Raw genomic sequence first — 17,583 nt, 5'->3', positions numbered from 1 at the left:
TCGCTGGCCGCCAGGGCCTGGTACCAGGCGTTGCGCACGAGCTTGGAGTTCAGCGGGCTCCAGGAGGCCCCGCCGTCGCGGCTGAGCACCACGGCGTTGATGCCGCTGGCGAGCACTTCGCCCTGGGCGGTCGCGTGCACACCGGTCAGGATGGCGCCGGTGCCGGTCTTGTGCGACTCCCAGGTGACGCCGCCGTCGGCGCTGCTGAGCAGCGCGCCGCTCTGGCCGGTGGCGTACATCTTCTTGCCGCCTTCGACGACGGACAGGCCGAACAGGGAGCGCTCTCCCTTGTGCAGGGCTTTCCACTGCTGGCCGTCGCCGGTGCGCATGACGAGTTCGAATTCGCCCACCGCGGTGACGGTGCCATCGTCGGCAACGTGGATGTCGTACAGGTGGGGCTCCGCACCGTCCTCGGTGATGGTGCTCCAGTCGACCGTCTGCACCGCCCAGGACTGGCCCCAGTCGCTGGACTTGAGAATGGTCCCGAACGCGCCCACCGCGTAGGCCACGCCCTGGCGGTTGAGGGCCACCGCAAATAATCTGGCCTTCGTCAAGGGCAGCACGAGTTCCCAGTTCCTGCAATCCGCTGCGGTGAAGACGATGCCGGTCTGACCGACGGCGATGCATCTGCCTTCGCGCATCGCCACGGCCATCAAGGCCAGGTGCTTCAGCGGGAAGCGCTGAACCTGCCACGTCGTTCCACCGTCCGTCGTCACGAGCACGCGACCGAAGGCGCCGACGGCGATGCCGCGCTCACCCTCGAACGCCACGTCGTACAGCGCGTCGTGTGCCGTCCCGTGGCGGATCAGCTTCGCGCTGCCGGAGGGCGGTGCCGCCATCGACACCGATCCGCTAGCCAGCAGCACCGCCATCGCCGCGACCCGCGCGAGCAGGCCGGCGCGGGCGGCGGGCCGCCCGTGTTGCCGACGTTCGGGCATGCTCAGGTCCCCAGGCGTTGCAGCGCCTGCTCGGTCAGGTACTTGTCGAAGGTGCCCTCGACGTTGTAGCCCTGCGAGACGCCGCCGGAGATGCTCTTGGTCTGCAGGAAGCGCGTCATGCGACCGTCCTGGATGTTGTGGCAGGTCACCGCCGTCCAGGACCAGGCCGTGTGGCTGCCGTCCATCAGCTTCTTGTCGCCCTTCTCGTACAGGCTGAACTGCGGCTCGAAGGACTTGAAGAGATCGCCGCGCCGGTCGTAGGTGACGTAGGCCACGAACATCATGTTCCGCGTGTCGACCCACACCCGCTTCTTGCTGACGGGCGCACGCGGATAGCCCACGGGTTCGGCCTCGAACACCACCACGTCGGGACACAGCTCCATGTTGGTGTCGAAGAAGGTGATGCCCTTCGGGCCGCCGTGCACCGGACGCTCCCAGTTCGGGTGGTCGCCGTACCAGGTCTGCGACTGCGCACCGAGCATCGGGCCGCGCCCGACGATCTTGTAGTTGCCCCAGGTCAGCATAGGATCGCCGGACGCCCAGGCGTCGGACAGATAGAAGTTCACCCCGGCCACCAGCGGCTCGAAGCGCTGGTTGGTGGGGAACTTGCGCACGCGCTTGAAGGCGGGCAGGTAACCGGAGAGATCGGGGAACTTGCGCTGGTCGTAGTACCAGGTGCTCAGGTAGCTGGTGCCCTTCACGTCGACCGGCGAGGTGAAGAACACGGCCTGGTAGCGCAGCTTGTCCTCTCCCCCGGGGAAGCTCTTGGCCTGGGCACGTGCGACCGAGTTCTCCTCCACCCAGGCGAAGTCGTACTGGTAGCTCTGCGAACCGTCGGGCGCGATCTCCCAGTCGCGGATCGCGTAGATCGAGTTGTCGTGGCGGCCCCAGCACAGCGTGAGGTTGGCGGCCACCTCGACACCGGTCTTCGCATCGGGGAAGGGGTTGCCGCCGATCCAGGGCTTGCCGTCGGGCGACACGATGTTGCCGCCCGCGTCGAACTTGGCCTTGCCCTGGTTGCGCAGCGTCGCCTCCAGATACTCGTGCGGGAACATCCGGGTCACATCCTTCGTGGTCGGCACGATGCGGATGCGCCGCCCCATGGTCTTGACTTCCTGGTACGCCACGGGGTCGAGCAATTCCTTGACGATCTCGACGTTCTCGGCGGTGATGAAGTCACCGGTCTTGATCTTGCCCTTGGACCAGGCGTCGATCGACAKCAGCTCGTCCGGGTAGGCCTTGGTGATGTCCGCGGAGTTCGCGATCATCGGCCACAGCGGACCCAGCACGCCGGCCGTGGCAATGCCCTTGGCGGCCTNGCAGCTCGTCCGGGTAGGCCTTGGTGATGTCCGCGGAGTTCGCGATCATCGGCCACAGCGGACCCAGCACGCCGGCCGTGGCAATGCCCTTGGCGGCCTGCTCCATGAAGAAGCGGCGGCTGTAGTCGTGGTCGTACTTTCTGATATGCATGGYTGTCTCCTACTTCGTTGTCGACAAATCGCAGACCCCGGCGCGGGGTGCACACTCACAGGGCTCAGGCAGGCACCGCCGTCTGAGGCTTCTTCTCCAGGGATTCGGACAGAGCCGACATGTCGCTGTCGAGGAACTTGGGCTTGATCAGGTAGATGAGCAGCGGCAGCAGCACCAGYGCCAGCACCATGTTGATGAGCATCAGGATCACCAGCAGCAGCCCGGTGTCGGAGAGGAACTTGAGCTCCGACAGGAAGTACCACGGCGCCAGCCCGATCGTCATCAGCGAGGCGGTGAAGAAGATGGCCTTGCCGCAGGTCTTGAGCGCCACCCGGATCGCCACGCCCAGGTCCTTGTTGGCCACCTGGTATTCCTCGCAGATGCGCGTCATCAGGTAGATGCCGTAGTCGATGCCGACCCCGATGCCGATGGCCAGGATGGGCAGCGAGTTCACATCGAGGCCGACGCCGGCCAGCGACATCGACGCGGTGAGCATGGCGTTGGCCAGGTTCACCGGGATCAGCAGCAGCAGCCCGGCGACGATGGAGCGGTAGGCGAACGAGCAGCCGATCAGGATGACGAGGTTGAGCGCCAGCAGGATGCGGCTCTCGTAGCGCACCACGGTGTCGTTGATGGATTGCTGCAGCGCGATCGCCCCGGAGGCCAGCCGGATGGTGAAGGTGGGGTGCTCGGGGCCGACCTTCTCGACGCAGGCCTTGGCCTGGACCAGCGCGGTGTCCACCGTCTCCTGCTTGTTGTTGGAGTACCAGAGCGAGACGGTGCCGTTCTTCTGCTCGAAGTCGGTGACGTGCAGGAAGGCCTTGGCGTTGGTGCCGGCCATCAGGCCGGTGACGGCGGCCGAGGCGGAGGCGTCGTCGTTGTCGAGCGGCGACCACTTGGGGTTGCCGCCGCTGAAGACGCGGTTGGCTTCGGGCGCGAGGTCGGCGAAGGACAGGGTGGCCGTGGGCGGGTTGGGGCTGCTCTCCAGGCAGTGCTGGAGGTCGCGCATCGTGGTGAGGGTGTCGCTCTGGCGCACGATGCGGGCGTTGCCCTTGCCTTCGAACACCACTTCCATGGTCATGGAGCCGGGGAAGTGCTGGTTGATCTCGCGCACGGCGAGGTTGAACTTGGAGTCGTAGCGCAGCAGGTTGGTGCCTTCGACGGGGTTGCCGACCTGCACGCGCAGCATGAGGAAGACGGCGACGATGCCGAGGACGATGAAGACGATGCCGGAGTAGCGGGCGTTGCGGCCCTGGGACAGGGAGGCGAAGCCGCCGAGCACGCCCTGGATGCCGCGCTGCACCGGGCCGCTGTGCTGGTCGTAGCCGAGCAGGTGSTCGATGTTCTTCGGCCGCGGCATCAGGCTGAGCAGGATGGGGGTGAGGAAGACGCTGCAGGGGACGAGGTTCAGGGCCCACAGGCCGGTGAAGAGGGCGAAGCGCTCCATGGCCGGGATGGGCGCCAGAGCCACCAGCAGCAGGCCGGCGACGTCGGTGAAGATGCCCAGGGTGCCGGGGTAGACGAGGGAGACGAGGGAGAGCTCGGCGGCCTTCTCCTTGGGGTGGCCGTCGTGCAGGAGTTCGAAGTAGCGTTCGGTGGCTTGCACGCAGTGGCTGAAGCAGCGCGCGATGAGCAGCAGCGGCACGACCATGAGCAGCGGCTCGACGGGCAGGCCGAGCCAGCCGACGAGGCCGAAGCCCCAGATGGCCGAGACGGTGCTGACGAGCACGGGCACCAGGATGCCGGCGACGTTGCGCATGTGGAAGGCGAGCACGCCGAACATGAGCGCCAGGGTGATGCCGAAGATCTCGAGGGTGTTGTCGCCGAAGGCGTAGATCCACCCGGTCATGACGGGGAAGCCGGCGGCGTGGATCTCGTGCGCACCGTCGGTCTCGTTCTTGACGATGGCCTGGACGGCGTCGAAGACCTTGTGGTAATCGACGGATTGCTCGATGAAGGTGGCGTTGACGATGGTGGCAGTGCCGTCGGAGGACACCAGGAAGGTGTTGGCGCCGGGCGATTCGTCGACGCGGCGGCGCACTTCGGCGAGYTGCTCTGCCGTCTTGGGCAGCTCGTCGTCCATGATGGGCTGCGAGAAGATGCCGTCGGGGGTGATGACGGTGTAGCGCGCCTTGGAGGTGGCGATCGAGAGGATCTGGTCGTGGTCGACCCCGGGCGTGAGGTCGATGTCRCGCGAGATGCGCCAGATCTTCTCGAGCGTGTCGGCCTGGAACACGTCCTTGCCGTCGGTCCGCTTGATCATCAGCGTGACCGTCAGCGGGTTGCCGAAGTTGGGGTGGTCCTTGTAGACCTGCACGAACGGGTGGTTCTTCGGGAACAGGTCCGAGAAGATGGTCTTCACGTCCACCCGCACCAGCCCGACCGCAAAGAACACCGTGATCAANGTAGACCTGCACGAACGGGTGGTTCTTCGGGAACAGGTCCGAGAAGATGGTCTTCACGTCCACCCGCACCAGCCCGACCGCAAAGAACACCGTGATCAATCCCATCACGGCCAGGATCAATACCCTGTTCCCCAGCGCAAATCGCGCCAGCTTGCGTCGCAGGTCAATCTTTTCCATCAGGCACCTGGGAGTCCGTTCATCAGTTGTTTCGAAACCGCATGCCATCGCTCCCGGGACGGCCAGCGCGCACAGCCACCGCTGCATTCCGCAGCGGCACCTGGACCCCAAGTCGCAATTCACGGGCCACGGCGTTTGCACTGCCGGCGCGAGGGTTCACCCTGAAGCTGCAGCGCTCTCGCAGGCTCCGGCAGGCCGTCCGCGCGTTCGCGCGCGCCCACTTTCGGACAGCGTGTCCGAGATTCCGGACAGGCGCGGCCGCCACACGGCGCTCCCCGCCGGATGTCCGATTCCTGGGACACCGGACAGGGTTTGATCTCGCTTGAGCAGAGGCCGGCCAACCGGTGTAATCGACAGTCCTTCCCTACTGACCACCGCACGGGATTCACGCGATGAGAGCAGGCCAGTCATGAAGCCGAGTGCCAGCCCCTACCTCGGCTTCGACAAGGACGCCCGCGGGGTCAAGAGCCTGTGGGAGCGCTTCAACGCCGGGCTGATCGACACCGACGAGCGCCGCGACACCTACCAGCAGCTGCTGCTGCACGAGTGGCAGCGTTGCAAGGCGCTGGGCGTCGACGTCGCGATGACCATGGGCCGCCGCCTGAGCGACAGCGAGTTCCGCCTGCGCATGCAGGCCGAGCAGTTGCTGCTCGAGACCGCGGTGCCGATCGTGAAGGACGTGGACCGCTTCCTCGCCGACGTGCCGGGCATCATGATCCTGATCGATCGCTCCGGCTGCGCGCTGCACATCAGCGGCGATCCGCGCGTGGGCGAGTTCGCGGCCAACCGCACCGGCATCGTCGTGGGCTCGCAATGGGACGAGGCCACGGCCGGCACCAACGGCATCGGCACGGCGCTCGCCAGACGGCAACCGGTGCACGTGTTCGCCTCCGAGCATTTCTGCGAGGGCTGGCAGTCGTGGTCGTGCTCGGCCGCGCCCATCTTCGATGCCGACGGCCACACCGTGCTCGGCGTCATCGACTACACGACCATGGCGTCGGACTTCCGCGAACAGGCGCTCGCCCTCACGGTCTCGGTCGCGAACTCCATCCAGGCACGCATGACCATGCACCGCGAGCTCGAGCGCAGCCGCCTGGTCACCGCCTTCAGCGAGGCGGCGCGGCGCTACCCCTTCGACGACATGCTGGTGCTCGACCACGCCGGGCGCCTGGTCACCCACACGCCCAGCGAACGCTGCCGGCGCATCGCCGAGAACTGGGCTTCGGGCGGCTTCGAGGGCACGCCCGCCGTGCGCGAGACCTTCGAAGTGACGTCGCCCAACGCCGAATCCCGCATCGGCACCCTCATCCTGCTGGCCAAGCCCGCCAGCTACGACCGCGTGTTCCTGCCGTCGAACACGCCGCCGTCGTTGCGCGACGCGGTGGAGCCGGTCAAGCGCTTCGGCCATTTCCTCACCCGCGATCCGGACACCCGGCGCATGCTGACCGAGCTGGAGCGCGTGGCGGCCGCCGATGTCAACGTGCTCATCATCGGCGAGACCGGCACCGGCAAGGAGGTGCTCGCGCGGCAACTGCATGCCTGCAGCCCGCGCCGCGGCGAGCCCTACATCGCGGTCAACTGCGGCGCGATCAGCGAAGACCTGATGGAGAGCACCTTCTTCGGCTACGTGAGGGGCGCCTTCTCCGGCGCCGACCCGCGCGGCCGGGCCGGCTACTTCGAGTCCGCCAAGGGCGGCACGCTGTTCCTCGACGAGGTGGGCGAGCTGCCGCTGGCCATGCAGGCCGCGATGCTGCGTGTGCTCGAGGACGGCAGCTACCAGCGCGTGGGCTCCTGCGAGACCCAGCATGCGCGCTGCCGGATCGTCGCCGCAACGCACCGCAACCTGGAACAGCTGGTCGCGCAGGGCCGCTTCCGCCAGGACCTGTACTTCCGCCTGAAGATCGTCCAGAAGTCCATCAAGCCGCTGCGCGAGCGCCCCTGCGACCTGACGCTCCTGGTCGACCAGTTCGTCGACGCGATGCGCCAGAAGCACGGCCTGCCCACGGTGCAGATCACTCCGGAAACCCGCGCCGCGCTCGAGCGCTACCGCTGGCCGGGCAACGCCCGCGAAGTGCGCAATGTCATCGAGGCCGCGATGCTGTGCTCCGACGGCGCGATCGGCATCGAGTGCCTGCCGCCCGAAGTGACCCGCCCGCCCGAGACCAGCGCCGAGCCGGTGCTGGCCGCCCTGCCCGGCGAGGGCCTGGCCGCCGTGCGCGACTACGAGCGCCAGTTGATCCTGGGCCTGCTGCGCAAGTACCGCAAGGTCAACCACGTGGCCAGCGCGCTGGGCATTGCCCGCTCCACGCTGTACCGCAAGTTCGCCGAACTCAACATCGACCAGAGCGAGTTCACCCAGGCGGGCGGCGAGGAGCGCGCGATGCTCGGGCGAGACGACATCCACTGAACCGGCGGCCGGGCCACCGCGCCCGCGCCTGCCTCACCTCCCGAGCAGTTCCCGGATGGCCTGCAGGGCTGTGGGGTCCTCGATGGTGGTCAGGTCCCCGGGGTCGCGGCCCTCGGCCACCGCCTGCAGCGCCCGGCGCAGCAGCTTGCCCGAGCGGGTCTTGGGCAGCACNGGGGTCCTCGATGGTGGTCAGGTCCCCGGGGTCGCGGCCCTCGGCCACCGCCTGCAGCGCCCGGCGCAGCAGCTTGCCCGAGCGGGTCTTGGGCAGCACCGTCACGAAGTGCACCCGCGCCGGCCGYGCCACCGCCCCGAGTTGCTGGTCCACCGTCTTCATGATGTCGCCCTCGAGCTTCAGCCGCGCCGCCGGCTCGTCCAGCCCCCGGGCGTCCTTGGGCACCACGAAGGCGACGGCCACCTGGCCCTTGAGCGGATCGGCCACCCCGACCACCGCGACCTCGGCCACGTTGGCGTGGCTGGAGACGCTTTCCTCGATCTCTCGGGTGCCCAGGCGGTGGCCGGCGACGTTGATGACGTCGTCGGTGCGCCCGAGGATGTAGTAGTAGCCGTCTTCGTCCCGGATGCCCCAGTCGAAGCTGCTGTAGACGCTCTGGCCGGGCACGCTCTTCCAGTAGGTGTCGACGAAGCGGGCGTCGTCGCGCCAGACGGTCTGCATGAAGCCGGGCGGCAGCGGGCCTTCGACGACSAGCACGCCCTTCTGGTGGGCCCCGTGCAGTTCTTCGCCGCTGGCGTCGTCGACGAGCTTGACCTTGTAGCCGTAGGTGGGGATGCCGGGGCTGCCGAACTTGCTGGGCTGGCGCTGCACGCCGTTGGCGATGCTGAGGATGGGCCAGCCGGATTCGGTCTGCCAGTAGTTGTCGACGATGGGCACGCCCAGGGCGTCGGCGATCCACTGGGCGGTGGGCTCGTCGAGCGGCTCGCCGGCCAGGAACAGGGCGCGCAGGCTGCTGAGGTCGTGTTTCTTCAGCGCCGCGGGGTCCTGTTTCTTGAGCACGCGCACGGCGGTGGGGGCGCTGAACATGGCGGTGACTTTGTACTTCTCGACCAGGCTCCACCAGATGGCGGCGTCGGGGCGGATGGGCAGGCCTTCGTACATGATGGTGGCCATGCCGGCGAGGAGCGGGCCGTAGACGATGTAGCTGTGGCCGACGACCCAGCCGATGTCGCTGGTGGAGAAGTAGGTCTCGCCGGCGTTGCCGAGGTAGATGTGTTTCATGCTGGCGGCCAGCGCGACGGCGTAGCCGCCGGTGTCGCGCTGTACGCCCTTGGGGGTGCCGGTGGTGCCGCTGGTGTAGAGGGTGTAGCTGGGGTGGGTGGCGTCGACCCAGGTGCAGGGGACGCGGCTGTCGAGGTGGCGCGCTCGCAGGGCGGCGTAGTCGATGTCGCGGCCGGCGACGCTCTGGCTGGGGGCGAGGCCGCGGTCGACCATGAGGACGTGCTGGGGCTTGTGCTTGGCCAGGCGGATGGCTTCGTCGAGCAGGGGTTTGTAGGGGACGATCTTGCCGGCGCGGCTGCCGGCGTCGGCGCTGACGATGAGCTTGGGCTGGGCGTCGTCGATGCGGCTGGCGAGGCTGACGCTGGCGAAGCCGCCGAAGACGACGGAGTGGATGGCGCCGATGCGCACGCAGGCGAGCATGGCGAAGGCAGCCTCGGGGATCATGGGCATGTAGATGAGGACGCGGTCGCCCTGGCCGACGCCGAGTTCGACGAGGCCGGCGGCCATGCGTTCGACTTCGCGCTGGAGTTCGGCAAAGCTGTAGATGCGTTCCTGCTCGACTTCGGTGGAGACCCAGATGAGGGCGTTGGCGTCGGGGCGCTGGGCGGCGTGGCGGTCGACGGCGTTGTGGCAGAGGTTGGTCTGGCCACCGACGAACCAGCGGGTGAACGGCGGCTTGCTGTCGTCGAGCACCGTATCGAACGGGCGATGCCAGTCGATCAGCTTGGCCTGCTCGGCCCAGAATCCCGCCGGGTCTTCGATCGAGCGGCGGTAGAAGGTGGCGTAGTCGGTCATGCGCTTGTCTCCAGTGTTTTGTCTGTCTTCTTGTCGGGCGCTCAGGCGGCCGGGGTCTTCAGCAGCGCGAGCACCTCCTTGAACCGCGGATGGCGGCACGAATGCAGCCACTCNGTGGCCATCGAGCCGCCCGAGCTGGGAGCACCGTATCGAACGGGCGATGCCAGTCGATCAGCTTGGCCTGCTCGGCCCAGAATCCCGCCGGGTCTTCGATCGAGCGGCGGTAGAAGGTGGCGTAGTCGGTCATGCGCTTGTCTCCAGTGTTTTGTCTGTCTTCTTGTCGGGCGCTCAGGCGGCCGGGGTCTTCAGCAGCGCGAGCACCTCCTTGAACCGCGGATGGCGGCACGAATGCAGCCACTCGAACACGACCATCTCGGTGCTGACGACCCCCGCACCCGCCTCGCGCAGCCTCTGCATCGCGAGCGCGTGATCCAAGACCTTACGCGATCCGCAGGCCGGCGCAACCACCCACACGCCATGCCCGGCACGCAGCAACCCCAGCGCCGTCTGCAGCAGGCACACATGCGCCTCGCAGCCGGCCAGCACCACGTCGCCCGCCGTCGCACCGCCCGCCGTCCGGATCAGTTCCGACAGGCCGTCGGCGCAGGCGTCGAAGTGCATTTTCGACAAGCTACTTTCGCAGAACTGACGCAGGCTCTCGACACTCGGCCCCAGCCCGATCGGGTTCTGCTCGGTGCCGAGGGTGCGGATGCCCAGCAGCCGGGCCGCCCGGGCCAGCAGCGTCGCCTGCGCGAGCACCTCGTCGGCGTGGGCGATGGCCGGCATCAGCCGCTGCTGGAAGTCGACCAGCACCAGCGTGCTGCCTGGTGCGGACATCGCGTTCGTCATCATCGGGCGGCTCCTTTCACCCGGCCCAGGGCACGCTCGACCAGCGCGTCGAGATAACGATCGAACAGCCCCTGGGATTCCTGGTGGAACATGCGGATGCGGCCGGTATGGCTCAGCAGCAGCAGGCCCACGGTGTGCGCGAACAGTGCGGTCACCTCGGCCAGGGCGTCGCGCTCGCCCAGGCCCAGTTGCGCCAGCGCGCGTTGCGCGGGCGCCAGGGCCGCGCGCAGGCGGGCATTGAGCTGATCGTTGAGCTCGGGCGTCAGGCCGCGCGGCTGCAGGCCCTGGAACAGGTAGAAGCCGAGATCCAGGTCGCGCGGGTTCTCGCGGTAGAAGCCGAAGAAGGCATTGGCCGCGCTGCGCAAGACCGCCGCCTCGGCCGGCTCACCGCGCCGCGCAGTCGCCGGGCGGGCCGCGGCCACGGCGTCGTTCAGGCGTTCGAGCGACTCACCGAGCAGCGCACCGTACATCTCCTCCTTGCTCGCGAAGTAGCTGTAGATCGCGCCCGCCGTGTAGCCGGCACGGCGGGCGATCTCGCGCACGCTGGCGCGCTCGAGGCCGAGTTCGAAGAAGGCCGCGCGTGCGGCATCCAGCACCAGCGCGCGGCGCGCATCGGCCACGGCGCGCTGCCGCATCCCGCGCTCGGCGCTGGGCAAGGTGGTTGATTTCGGCATCGCTCGAATATACAGTTGATCAATTCTTTGAACACTGTTCAATTTTCGATTCCTCCTGCCAGCGAAGGCCCACCACCATGAACGCTCCGACCTCCATCGCCCCGTCGGCCCGCCCGGCCACCCTAATGTCCGGCGCCGACTACCGCGACTCGCTGCGCCGCTACAAGCCGACGGTCTACGTCGACGGCCAGTTGGTCGACTCGGTGGCCGATGCGCCGTCGCTGCGGCCCGGCGTCAACGCCCTCGCCTACACCTACGACTTCGCGCGCGATCCGGCGATGGCGCCGCTGGCGCTGGCCGTGCAGTCGAGCCGCGGCCTCACCGTGAACCGCATGGCGCACGTCAACGAGTCGGCCGGTGACCTGCTCAACAAGCTCGAGGCGGTGCGCCTGCTGTGCCAGGAGACGGGCTGCGCGCAGCGCTACCTGATGCACGATGCGCTGAACGGCATCGCCCAGGTCAGCGCACGTCTCGACGACGCCAAGGGCAGCACCGAACACCGCGCCCGCTTCCAGGCCTACCTGGCGCGCGTGCAGGACGAGGACCTGAGCCTCGGCATCGCGATGACCGACGCCAAGGGCGACCGCAGCAAGCGGCCGCACCAGCAGGCCAACCCCGACACCTATGTGCACGTGGTCGAGCGCAACGGCAAGGGCATCGTCATCTCGGGCACCAAGGCCATCGTGACCGGCGCGCCCTACATGCACGAGCTGCTGGTCATGCCCGGACGCAACATGGGCGCCGAGGACGCCGACTTCGCCGTCTGCTGCGCTGTGCCGATCGACGCGCCGGGCATGACGCTGGTGTCGCGACCGGCCGGACGGCCGGGCGACAAGCTCGAGCACGGCGCAGCGCTGTTCTCGCGCCGCTACGGCCAGGCGACCGCGGTGGTGATCTTCGACCGCGTGTTCGTGCCTTGGGAGCGCGTGTTCTACGCCGGCCAGGACGGCGAGTGGGAGCACAGCGGCGTGCTGACCTACAGCTACGCCACCCACCATCGCCACAGCTGCATCGCCGCGCGCGCCGGCTTCGGCGACCTGCTGATCGGCGCCGGCGCGCTGATGTGCGAGGCCAACGGCTTCGACCCCGGCGAGAAGAGCAACCTGCGCGAGCCGATGGTCGAGCTGATCAAGATCACCGAGGGCTTCTTCGCCTGCGGCGTGGCGGCCAGCGTGTACGGCACGGCCGATCCGTACAGCGGCAGCTTCATGCCGGAGCCGGTGTTCAGCAACATCGGCAAGCTGCTGATGTCGACCCAGATCTACGACATGCACCGCCTGGCGCACGAGGTCTCGGGCGGCCTGATCGTCGCGCTGCCCGGCCCCGACGAGGACCATAACCCGGCCACCGCCGCCACGCTGTCCGAGGTGCTGCGCGCCAACCCGACGGTGCCCTACGACAAGCGCATCGAGGTCGCGCGCTTCATCGAGGACCTGACCGCCTCCTACCAGGGCGGCTGGTATTCGGTGATCAGCCTGCACGGCGGCGGCTCGCCGGCCGCGCTGAAGCAGGAGATCTGGCGCAACTACCCGGTGGGCAGCAAGGTGGAGCTGGTCGAACGACTGCTCGACCGCGGCGTGCTGCATGACGAGACGCGCGCGATCACGCGGAACCGCCAGCCGGGCCGCTGCTGCGACACCGGCTGCACCGTGCCGGGCCAGCCGGTGATGGTGGCGCTGCCGGCGTCGACGCGACAGCAGGACTGAGCGTACGCACTCAGCCCTGCGTGCGCACCACGATGCGGCCGCGCACCTCGCCCCGCATCAACTTGGCCGCGGCATCGATGGCCTCGTCCAGGCCGATCTCGGTGGTCATCGACTGCAGCAGCGCGGGGTCCAGATCCTTCGCAAGACGCGCCCAGGCCTGCTGGCGCAGCGTCAGCGGCGCCATCACGCTGTCCACGCCGAGCAGCGCCACGCTGCGCAGGATGAAAGGCATCACGGTGCCCGGCAGGTCGGCTCCCTGCGCCAGGCCGCAGGCGGTCACGGCACCGCCGTAGCGCGTCTGCGCACAAGCGTTGACGAGCGTGTGGCTGCCCACCGCGTCGACCACCGCGGCCCAGCGTTCGGTCTGCAGCGGCTTGCCGGGCGCGCTCAGCTCGGCGCGATCGATCACCGACTCGGCACCGAGCTGTTTCAGATAGGCCGCCTCGCTGGACTTGCCGGTGGCCGCGACGACACGATGACCCAGCTTGTGGAGCAGCGCCACCGCAACCGAGCCGACGCCACCGGTCGCGCCGGTCACCAGCACCTCGCCATCGCCGGCCTTGATGCCGTAGCGCTCGAGCGCCAGCACGCTCAGCATCGCGGTGTAGCCGGCCGTGCCGATCGCCATCGCCTGCCGGGGCGTGAAGGCATCGGGCAGGCGCACCAGCCAATCGCCCTTGAGCCGCGCCTTGCCCGCCAGGCAGCCCTTGTGGACCTCGGCGACGCCGAAGCCGTTCAGCACCACACGGTCACCGGCCTTCCAGTCCGGGTGGGTGCTCTCGACCACGGTGCCGGAGCCGTCGATGCCGGCGACCATCGGCCAGTTGCGCACGACCGGCAGACGGTTGGTGATCGCCAGGCCGTCCTTGTAGTTGAGGGTGGAGTAGTCGATCGCCACCGTGACGTCACCTTCCGGCAGGAAGCTGTCGTCGACCTCGCGCACCTCGGCGCGGAAACCCTCGCTCTTGTCGAGCACCAAAGCCTTGAACATGTCTGTCGTCTCCTGGTGAGTGAATCGTCGTGGTCGGTTCGGGGTGGCTCAGTCGGGCGCGACGAGCCGTCGGAAATCGGCGATGGCCGCCTCCAGCGGCGCTCCGTCGCGCGCCAGGCGGGCACGCAGCACGGCTCCTTCCCAGGCCGTCCAGAAGCCGCGCGCGGCCTGCGCGGGATCGAGACCGCGGCGCACCTCGCCGCGCACCTGCGCCGCGGTGAGCGCACGCGCCAGCACTTCGCCCCATTCGTCGAGCGACGCCAGCAGCCGCTGCCGGAAGCCGTCGTGCAGCCCGCCCAGCTCCTGGCCCAGCGCGCCGACGAGGCAACCGCGCTGCCAGCCGTGCCGCGCCATGCCGTCGAGCGACTCAGCCAGGAAGGCGGCGAACTGCGTGTCCAGGTGGCGCTGCTTCGGCGCTTCGCCGCCGAAGCAGCGTTCGAGCCGCCTCAGGAAGAAGGTCTGGTAACCGTCCAGCACCGCGTAGCCGAAGTCGTCCTTGCTGGGGAAGTAGTGATAGAACGAACCTTTCGGGACACCGGCGGAACGCAACACCGCGTCCACGCCGCTGGCAGCCCAGCCGCGTTCGAGCACGGCCTCGATGCCGGCGCGCACCAGCCGGGCCCGGGTGCCTTCGCGTGCGTCGCCCCGCTCGGCATGGCTGCGCCGGGTGGTGGCAGGGCCAGCGCGGACCGGAGCGGATGAGTTGGCAGGCATGAACGCGCTAGATTAGACCGATCGTCTATATTTTTCAAGCGACCGTGTGCGTACAGCCTTGCCGCAACACACTCGATCGATCGAGAAACTCGGCTAAGTGCTTGTGAAACAAGAAGTTTCCGCCTTGACGGCGGCCGCCGGCGGCCGCTATCTTCGAAGCCATGATTCGTCTGTCCGGGAGCATGCGGCCATCGCTGGCCGGCCTGTGGCTGGCCTTGTGCCTGGCCTGCCCGGGCGTGCAGGCCGAGCCGGGCGTCGCCGACAGCGCATCCGACAGCGTCGCTCGCTTCCTCGCCGAACGCGGCCTGATCGAACCCGTCGCGCCCGATTCGTCGTTGGCGCAGCAGGTGCGGGAACGCGCTTCCGACTGGACCTCCGACCTCGTCCTCTCGGCCATGAACTTCCTGGGCGTGCGCTACCGCCGCGGCGGCGAGACCGCCGAGCAGGGCTTCGACTGCAGCGGTTTCACGCGCCACGTGTTCGAGGCCAGCGTCGGACTGGTGCTGCCGCGCCGCTCGAACGAGCAGGCCAAGGCGCCGGGCCTGCTGAACGTCAACCGCGACGAGCTCAAGCCCGGCGACCTGGTGTTCTTCAACACCGTGCGCACGGCGTTCTCGCACGTCGGCATCTACGTCGGCGACGGCAAGTTCATCCATGCACCCCGCACCGGCGGCAAGGTGCGCGTCGAGGACATGCGCATCGCGTACTGGAGCAAGCGCTACGACGGCGCGCGGCGGGCCCCGCAGCCGGCCGAGCCGGTGGTCGCCGCGACGGCGCCGTCGACGCCCGCGGTCGGCGCGACGGCGCTCGCCTCGCCACTCGACAGCCCCGGTCATTGACCGGCACACGCGGTCGCGCGCAGCGCCCGCGGCACAATGCCGCATGGCCGAGCGCAGCATCCCCCTGATCGACCACCGGCAGCTCGCCGCGCGGCCGGCCGTGCCTGTGCATGCCGCGCAACCGAGCGGACTGCTGAGCGACCGGCGTGGCCGCGCCCTGCACGACCTGCGCATCTCCGTCACCGACCGCTGCAACTTCCGCTGCAGCTATTGCATGCCGAAGGAGGTGTTCGACAAGGACCACCGCTTCCTGCCGCACAGCGAGTTGCTGAGCTTCGAAGAGACGACGCGGCTCGCCCGCCTCTTCACCTTGCACGGTGTGCGCAAGATCCGCCTGACCGGCGGTGAGCCGCTGCTGCGCAAGAACCTCGAGATCCTGGTCGGGCAGCTGGCCTCCCTGCGTACACCCGACGGCGAGCCGCTGGACCTGACGCTCACCACCAACGCCTCGCTCCTCGCACGCAAGGCAGCGGTGCTGAAGGCCGCCGGCCTGCAGCGCGTGACCGTCAGTCTCGATGCCCTCGACGACACCGTGTTCCGCCGCATGAACGACGTGGACTTCCCGGTGGCCGACGTGCTGACCGGCATCGAGGCGGCGATCGCCGCCGGTCTGGCGCCGATCAAGGTCAACATGGTGGTCAAGCGCGGGACCAACGACCAGGAGATCGTGCCGATGGCGCGCTTCTTCCGCGAACAGTTCGGCGGCCAGGTCGTGCTGCGCTTCATCGAGTACATGGACGTCGGCATCACCAACGGCTGGCGCATGGACGAGGTGCTGCCGTCGGCCCAGGTGGTGCAACGCCTCCACGAGGTGTTCCCGTTGCGCGCGCTCGAGCCGACCGCGCCAGGCGAGACCGCCGAGCGCTGGGGCTATGCCGATGGCCGGGGCGAGATCGGCGTGATCTCCAGCGTCACGCACGCATTCTGCGGCGACTGCAACCGCGCCCGCCTGTCGACCGAGGGCAAGCTCTACCTCTGCCTGTTCGCGCAGCGGGGCCACGACCTGCGCGCACTGCTGCGCGATCCGGCCGCCTACGACGACCGGCAGATCGCCGCGGCGATCGGGCAGATCTGGCAGGGCCGAGACGACCGCTACTCCGAGCTGCGCGGCAGTGCGGCCGGTGCCGAGGCGGCGGCGGCCAAGGTCGAGATGAGCTACATCGGTGGGTAGGGCACGAGCGCGATGATCAGCGCCGACCACATCACCGGTGTCGTCCTCGCCGGCGGGCGCGGCAGCCGCATGGGTGGCGTGGACAAGGGCCTCCAGCCCTATCGCGGCATCCCGCTCGCGCTGCACGCGCTGATGCGCCTGCAACCGCAGGTTGGCGCGGCAATGATCAATGCCAACCGCAACCTGGCCGCCTACGAGAGCTTCGGCGTGCCCGTCTGGCCCGACACCGACCCCGACTTCGCCGGTCCGCTGTCGGGCTTCCTGGTCGGACTGGAGCGTGCCGAGACGCCGTTCGTCGTGACCGTGCCTTGCGACACGCCGGACTTCCCCGACGACCTGGTGGCCCGCCTGGCCCGAGCGCTCGAGGCCGAGGACGCCGAGCTCGCGATGGTGCGCGCGCCCGACAGCGCCGACGCCCCCGGCGAGCCGCGGCCCCAGCCGGTGTTCTGCCTGCTGCGCGCCACGCTGCTGGAAAGCCTGGTTCGCTTCGTCCACGCCGGCGGCCGCAAGATCGACCGCTGGACCGCGCAGCACCGCTGCGCGATGGTCGACTTCGACGCTGCGCCGTTCTTCAACGCGAACACGCTGGACGAGTTGCGTCGGCTGGAGACACAACGTGGCTGAATCGATCCTGACCCGGCGCAGCAGCGCGCAGCAGCCGGCCGTGATTCGACGCCTGGCGCCGGCCGACCTGCTGGCCTACAAGAACCTGCGCGACGAGGCGCTGCGCCTCTACCCCGAGGCCTTCACCTCCGACCACGAGAGCCAGCGCCTGCGCACGCCGGAAAGCTATCTCGGCCGGCTGGGGCTGAACGAGCCGCTGGGCGGCAGCTTCCTGCTCGGCGCCTTCGTCAATGAAGACGGCGGGCGCGAACGCCTGGTCGGCTCGGTCGGCCTCGAGCGCGACACCCGCAGCAAGACCCGCCACATCAGCCGCCTGATCGGGCTGATGGTGCTGCCCACCCACAACGGCCACGGCATCGGCAGCGCACTGGTGGGCGCCTGCGTCGCCGCGGCGCACCAGGCCACCGACCTGCAGATGATCGTGCTCAGCGTCACCGCCTCGAGCGACGGCGTGCTGCGGCTCTACGAGCGCGCCGGCTTCCGCCGCTACGGCCTGCTGCCGCGCGCGGTGCGGCTGGTCGACGCGCGCGGCGAGCGCTACTTCGATCGCGCGCACATGCAGCTCACGCTGTGAAGCGCGCGCCATGAC

Annotated in this window: 15 protein-coding genes; 6 read left to right on the top strand and 9 right to left on the bottom strand. The window is 68.8% G+C overall.

What is annotated here, in order from left to right:
• The 3 genes from ASC67_RS16970 to ASC67_RS16960 form a co-directional block, all read right to left on the bottom strand.
• A partial coding sequence (locus tag ASC67_RS16970) for a YCF48-related protein (protein ID WP_056324152.1) occupies positions 1-938 on the bottom strand: 938 nt, incomplete at its 3' end.
• Between the two features lie 2 nt (positions 939-940).
• A complete protein-coding gene (locus ASC67_RS16965) occupies positions 941-2,206 on the bottom strand; it encodes a DUF1329 domain-containing protein (RefSeq protein WP_235566370.1) in 1,266 nt (421 codons plus the stop codon).
• Positions 2,207-2,472: 266 nt separating this feature from the next.
• Positions 2,473-4,491: an RND family transporter gene (locus ASC67_RS16960; RefSeq protein WP_235566369.1), complete on the bottom strand. Its 2,019-nt coding sequence runs from the start codon at positions 4,489-4,491 to the stop codon at positions 2,473-2,475.
• 908 nt (positions 4,492-5,399) lie between these two features.
• Here ASC67_RS16960 and ASC67_RS16955 point away from each other — a divergent pair.
• Positions 5,400-7,397, top strand: a complete 1,998-nt coding sequence (locus ASC67_RS16955; RefSeq protein WP_056324142.1) for a sigma-54-dependent Fis family transcriptional regulator — start codon at positions 5,400-5,402, stop codon at positions 7,395-7,397.
• Positions 7,398-7,569: 172 nt separating this feature from the next.
• Here ASC67_RS16955 and ASC67_RS16950 read toward each other — a convergent pair.
• The 4 genes from ASC67_RS16950 to ASC67_RS16940 all read right to left on the bottom strand — a co-directional run.
• Positions 7,570-9,471, bottom strand: a 1,902-nt coding sequence (locus ASC67_RS16950; RefSeq protein ID WP_255353694.1) for a propionate--CoA ligase, incomplete at its 3' end; no start/stop codon positions are given.
• A gap of 69 nt (positions 9,472-9,540) precedes the next feature.
• On the bottom strand, positions 9,541-9,673 hold a 133-nt coding region (locus tag ASC67_RS21305; protein ID WP_404932889.1), incomplete at its 3' end, for an acetyl-coenzyme A synthetase N-terminal domain-containing protein.
• Between the two features lie 41 nt (positions 9,674-9,714).
• Positions 9,715-10,278, bottom strand: a complete 564-nt coding sequence (locus ASC67_RS16945; RefSeq protein WP_056324139.1) for an isochorismatase family protein — start codon at positions 10,276-10,278, stop codon at positions 9,715-9,717.
• Entirely contained in the window at positions 10,275-10,949 is a 675-nt protein-coding gene (locus tag ASC67_RS16940; RefSeq protein ID WP_056324135.1) for a TetR/AcrR family transcriptional regulator, read from the bottom strand. Before ASC67_RS16940 ends, ASC67_RS16945 begins: the two co-directional genes overlap by 4 nt.
• A 77-nt stretch (positions 10,950-11,026) precedes the next feature.
• On the opposite strand from ASC67_RS16940, the gene ASC67_RS16935 reads away from it, so the two are divergent.
• On the top strand, positions 11,027-12,655 hold the full coding sequence (locus tag ASC67_RS16935; protein ID WP_056324129.1) for a 4-hydroxyphenylacetate 3-hydroxylase family protein: 1,629 nt from the start codon (positions 11,027-11,029) through the stop codon (positions 12,653-12,655).
• A gap of 10 nt (positions 12,656-12,665) precedes the next feature.
• Here ASC67_RS16935 and ASC67_RS16930 read toward each other — a convergent pair whose 3' ends face one another.
• Positions 12,666-13,646 carry an MDR family oxidoreductase gene (locus tag ASC67_RS16930; protein WP_056324124.1) on the bottom strand — a complete coding sequence of 327 codons (981 nt, stop codon included), beginning with the start codon at positions 13,644-13,646 and terminating at the stop codon, positions 12,666-12,668.
• Positions 13,647-13,694: 48 nt separating this feature from the next.
• Positions 13,695-14,360 (bottom strand): TetR/AcrR family transcriptional regulator, encoded by a 666-nt coding sequence (locus ASC67_RS16925; protein WP_056324120.1) that lies wholly within the window; start codon positions 14,358-14,360, stop codon positions 13,695-13,697.
• Positions 14,361-14,521: 161 nt separating this feature from the next.
• Between ASC67_RS16925 and ASC67_RS16920 the strand changes: the two genes are divergently transcribed.
• Genes ASC67_RS16920 through ASC67_RS16905 form a run of 4 tightly spaced genes read left to right on the top strand, consistent with a single transcriptional unit; the run spans position 14,522 to position 17,568 of the window.
• Positions 14,522-15,199 carry a C40 family peptidase gene (locus ASC67_RS16920; RefSeq protein WP_056324117.1) on the top strand — a complete coding sequence of 226 codons (678 nt, stop codon included), beginning with the start codon at positions 14,522-14,524 and terminating at the stop codon, positions 15,197-15,199.
• Between the two features lie 43 nt (positions 15,200-15,242).
• Positions 15,243-16,370, top strand: a complete 1,128-nt coding sequence (gene moaA / locus ASC67_RS16915; protein WP_056324112.1) for a GTP 3',8-cyclase MoaA — start codon at positions 15,243-15,245, stop codon at positions 16,368-16,370.
• Positions 16,371-16,382: 12 nt separating this feature from the next.
• Positions 16,383-16,994: a molybdenum cofactor guanylyltransferase MobA gene (mobA, locus tag ASC67_RS16910; protein ID WP_056324106.1), complete on the top strand. Its 612-nt coding sequence runs from the start codon at positions 16,383-16,385 to the stop codon at positions 16,992-16,994.
• Positions 16,987-17,568 carry a GNAT family N-acetyltransferase gene (locus ASC67_RS16905; RefSeq protein WP_056324100.1) on the top strand — a complete coding sequence of 194 codons (582 nt, stop codon included), beginning with the start codon at positions 16,987-16,989 and terminating at the stop codon, positions 17,566-17,568. The genes mobA and ASC67_RS16905 overlap by 8 nt, the downstream gene beginning before the upstream one ends.
• Positions 17,569-17,583: the final 15 nt, after the last annotated feature.

It is taken from the genome of Methylibium sp. Root1272 (assembly GCF_001425905.1).
Lineage (GTDB): Bacteria > Pseudomonadota > Gammaproteobacteria > Burkholderiales > Burkholderiaceae_C > Methylibium.
Note: the sequence above shows the minus strand (reverse complement) of the source record. Positions and strands in the feature narration are given on the sequence as shown.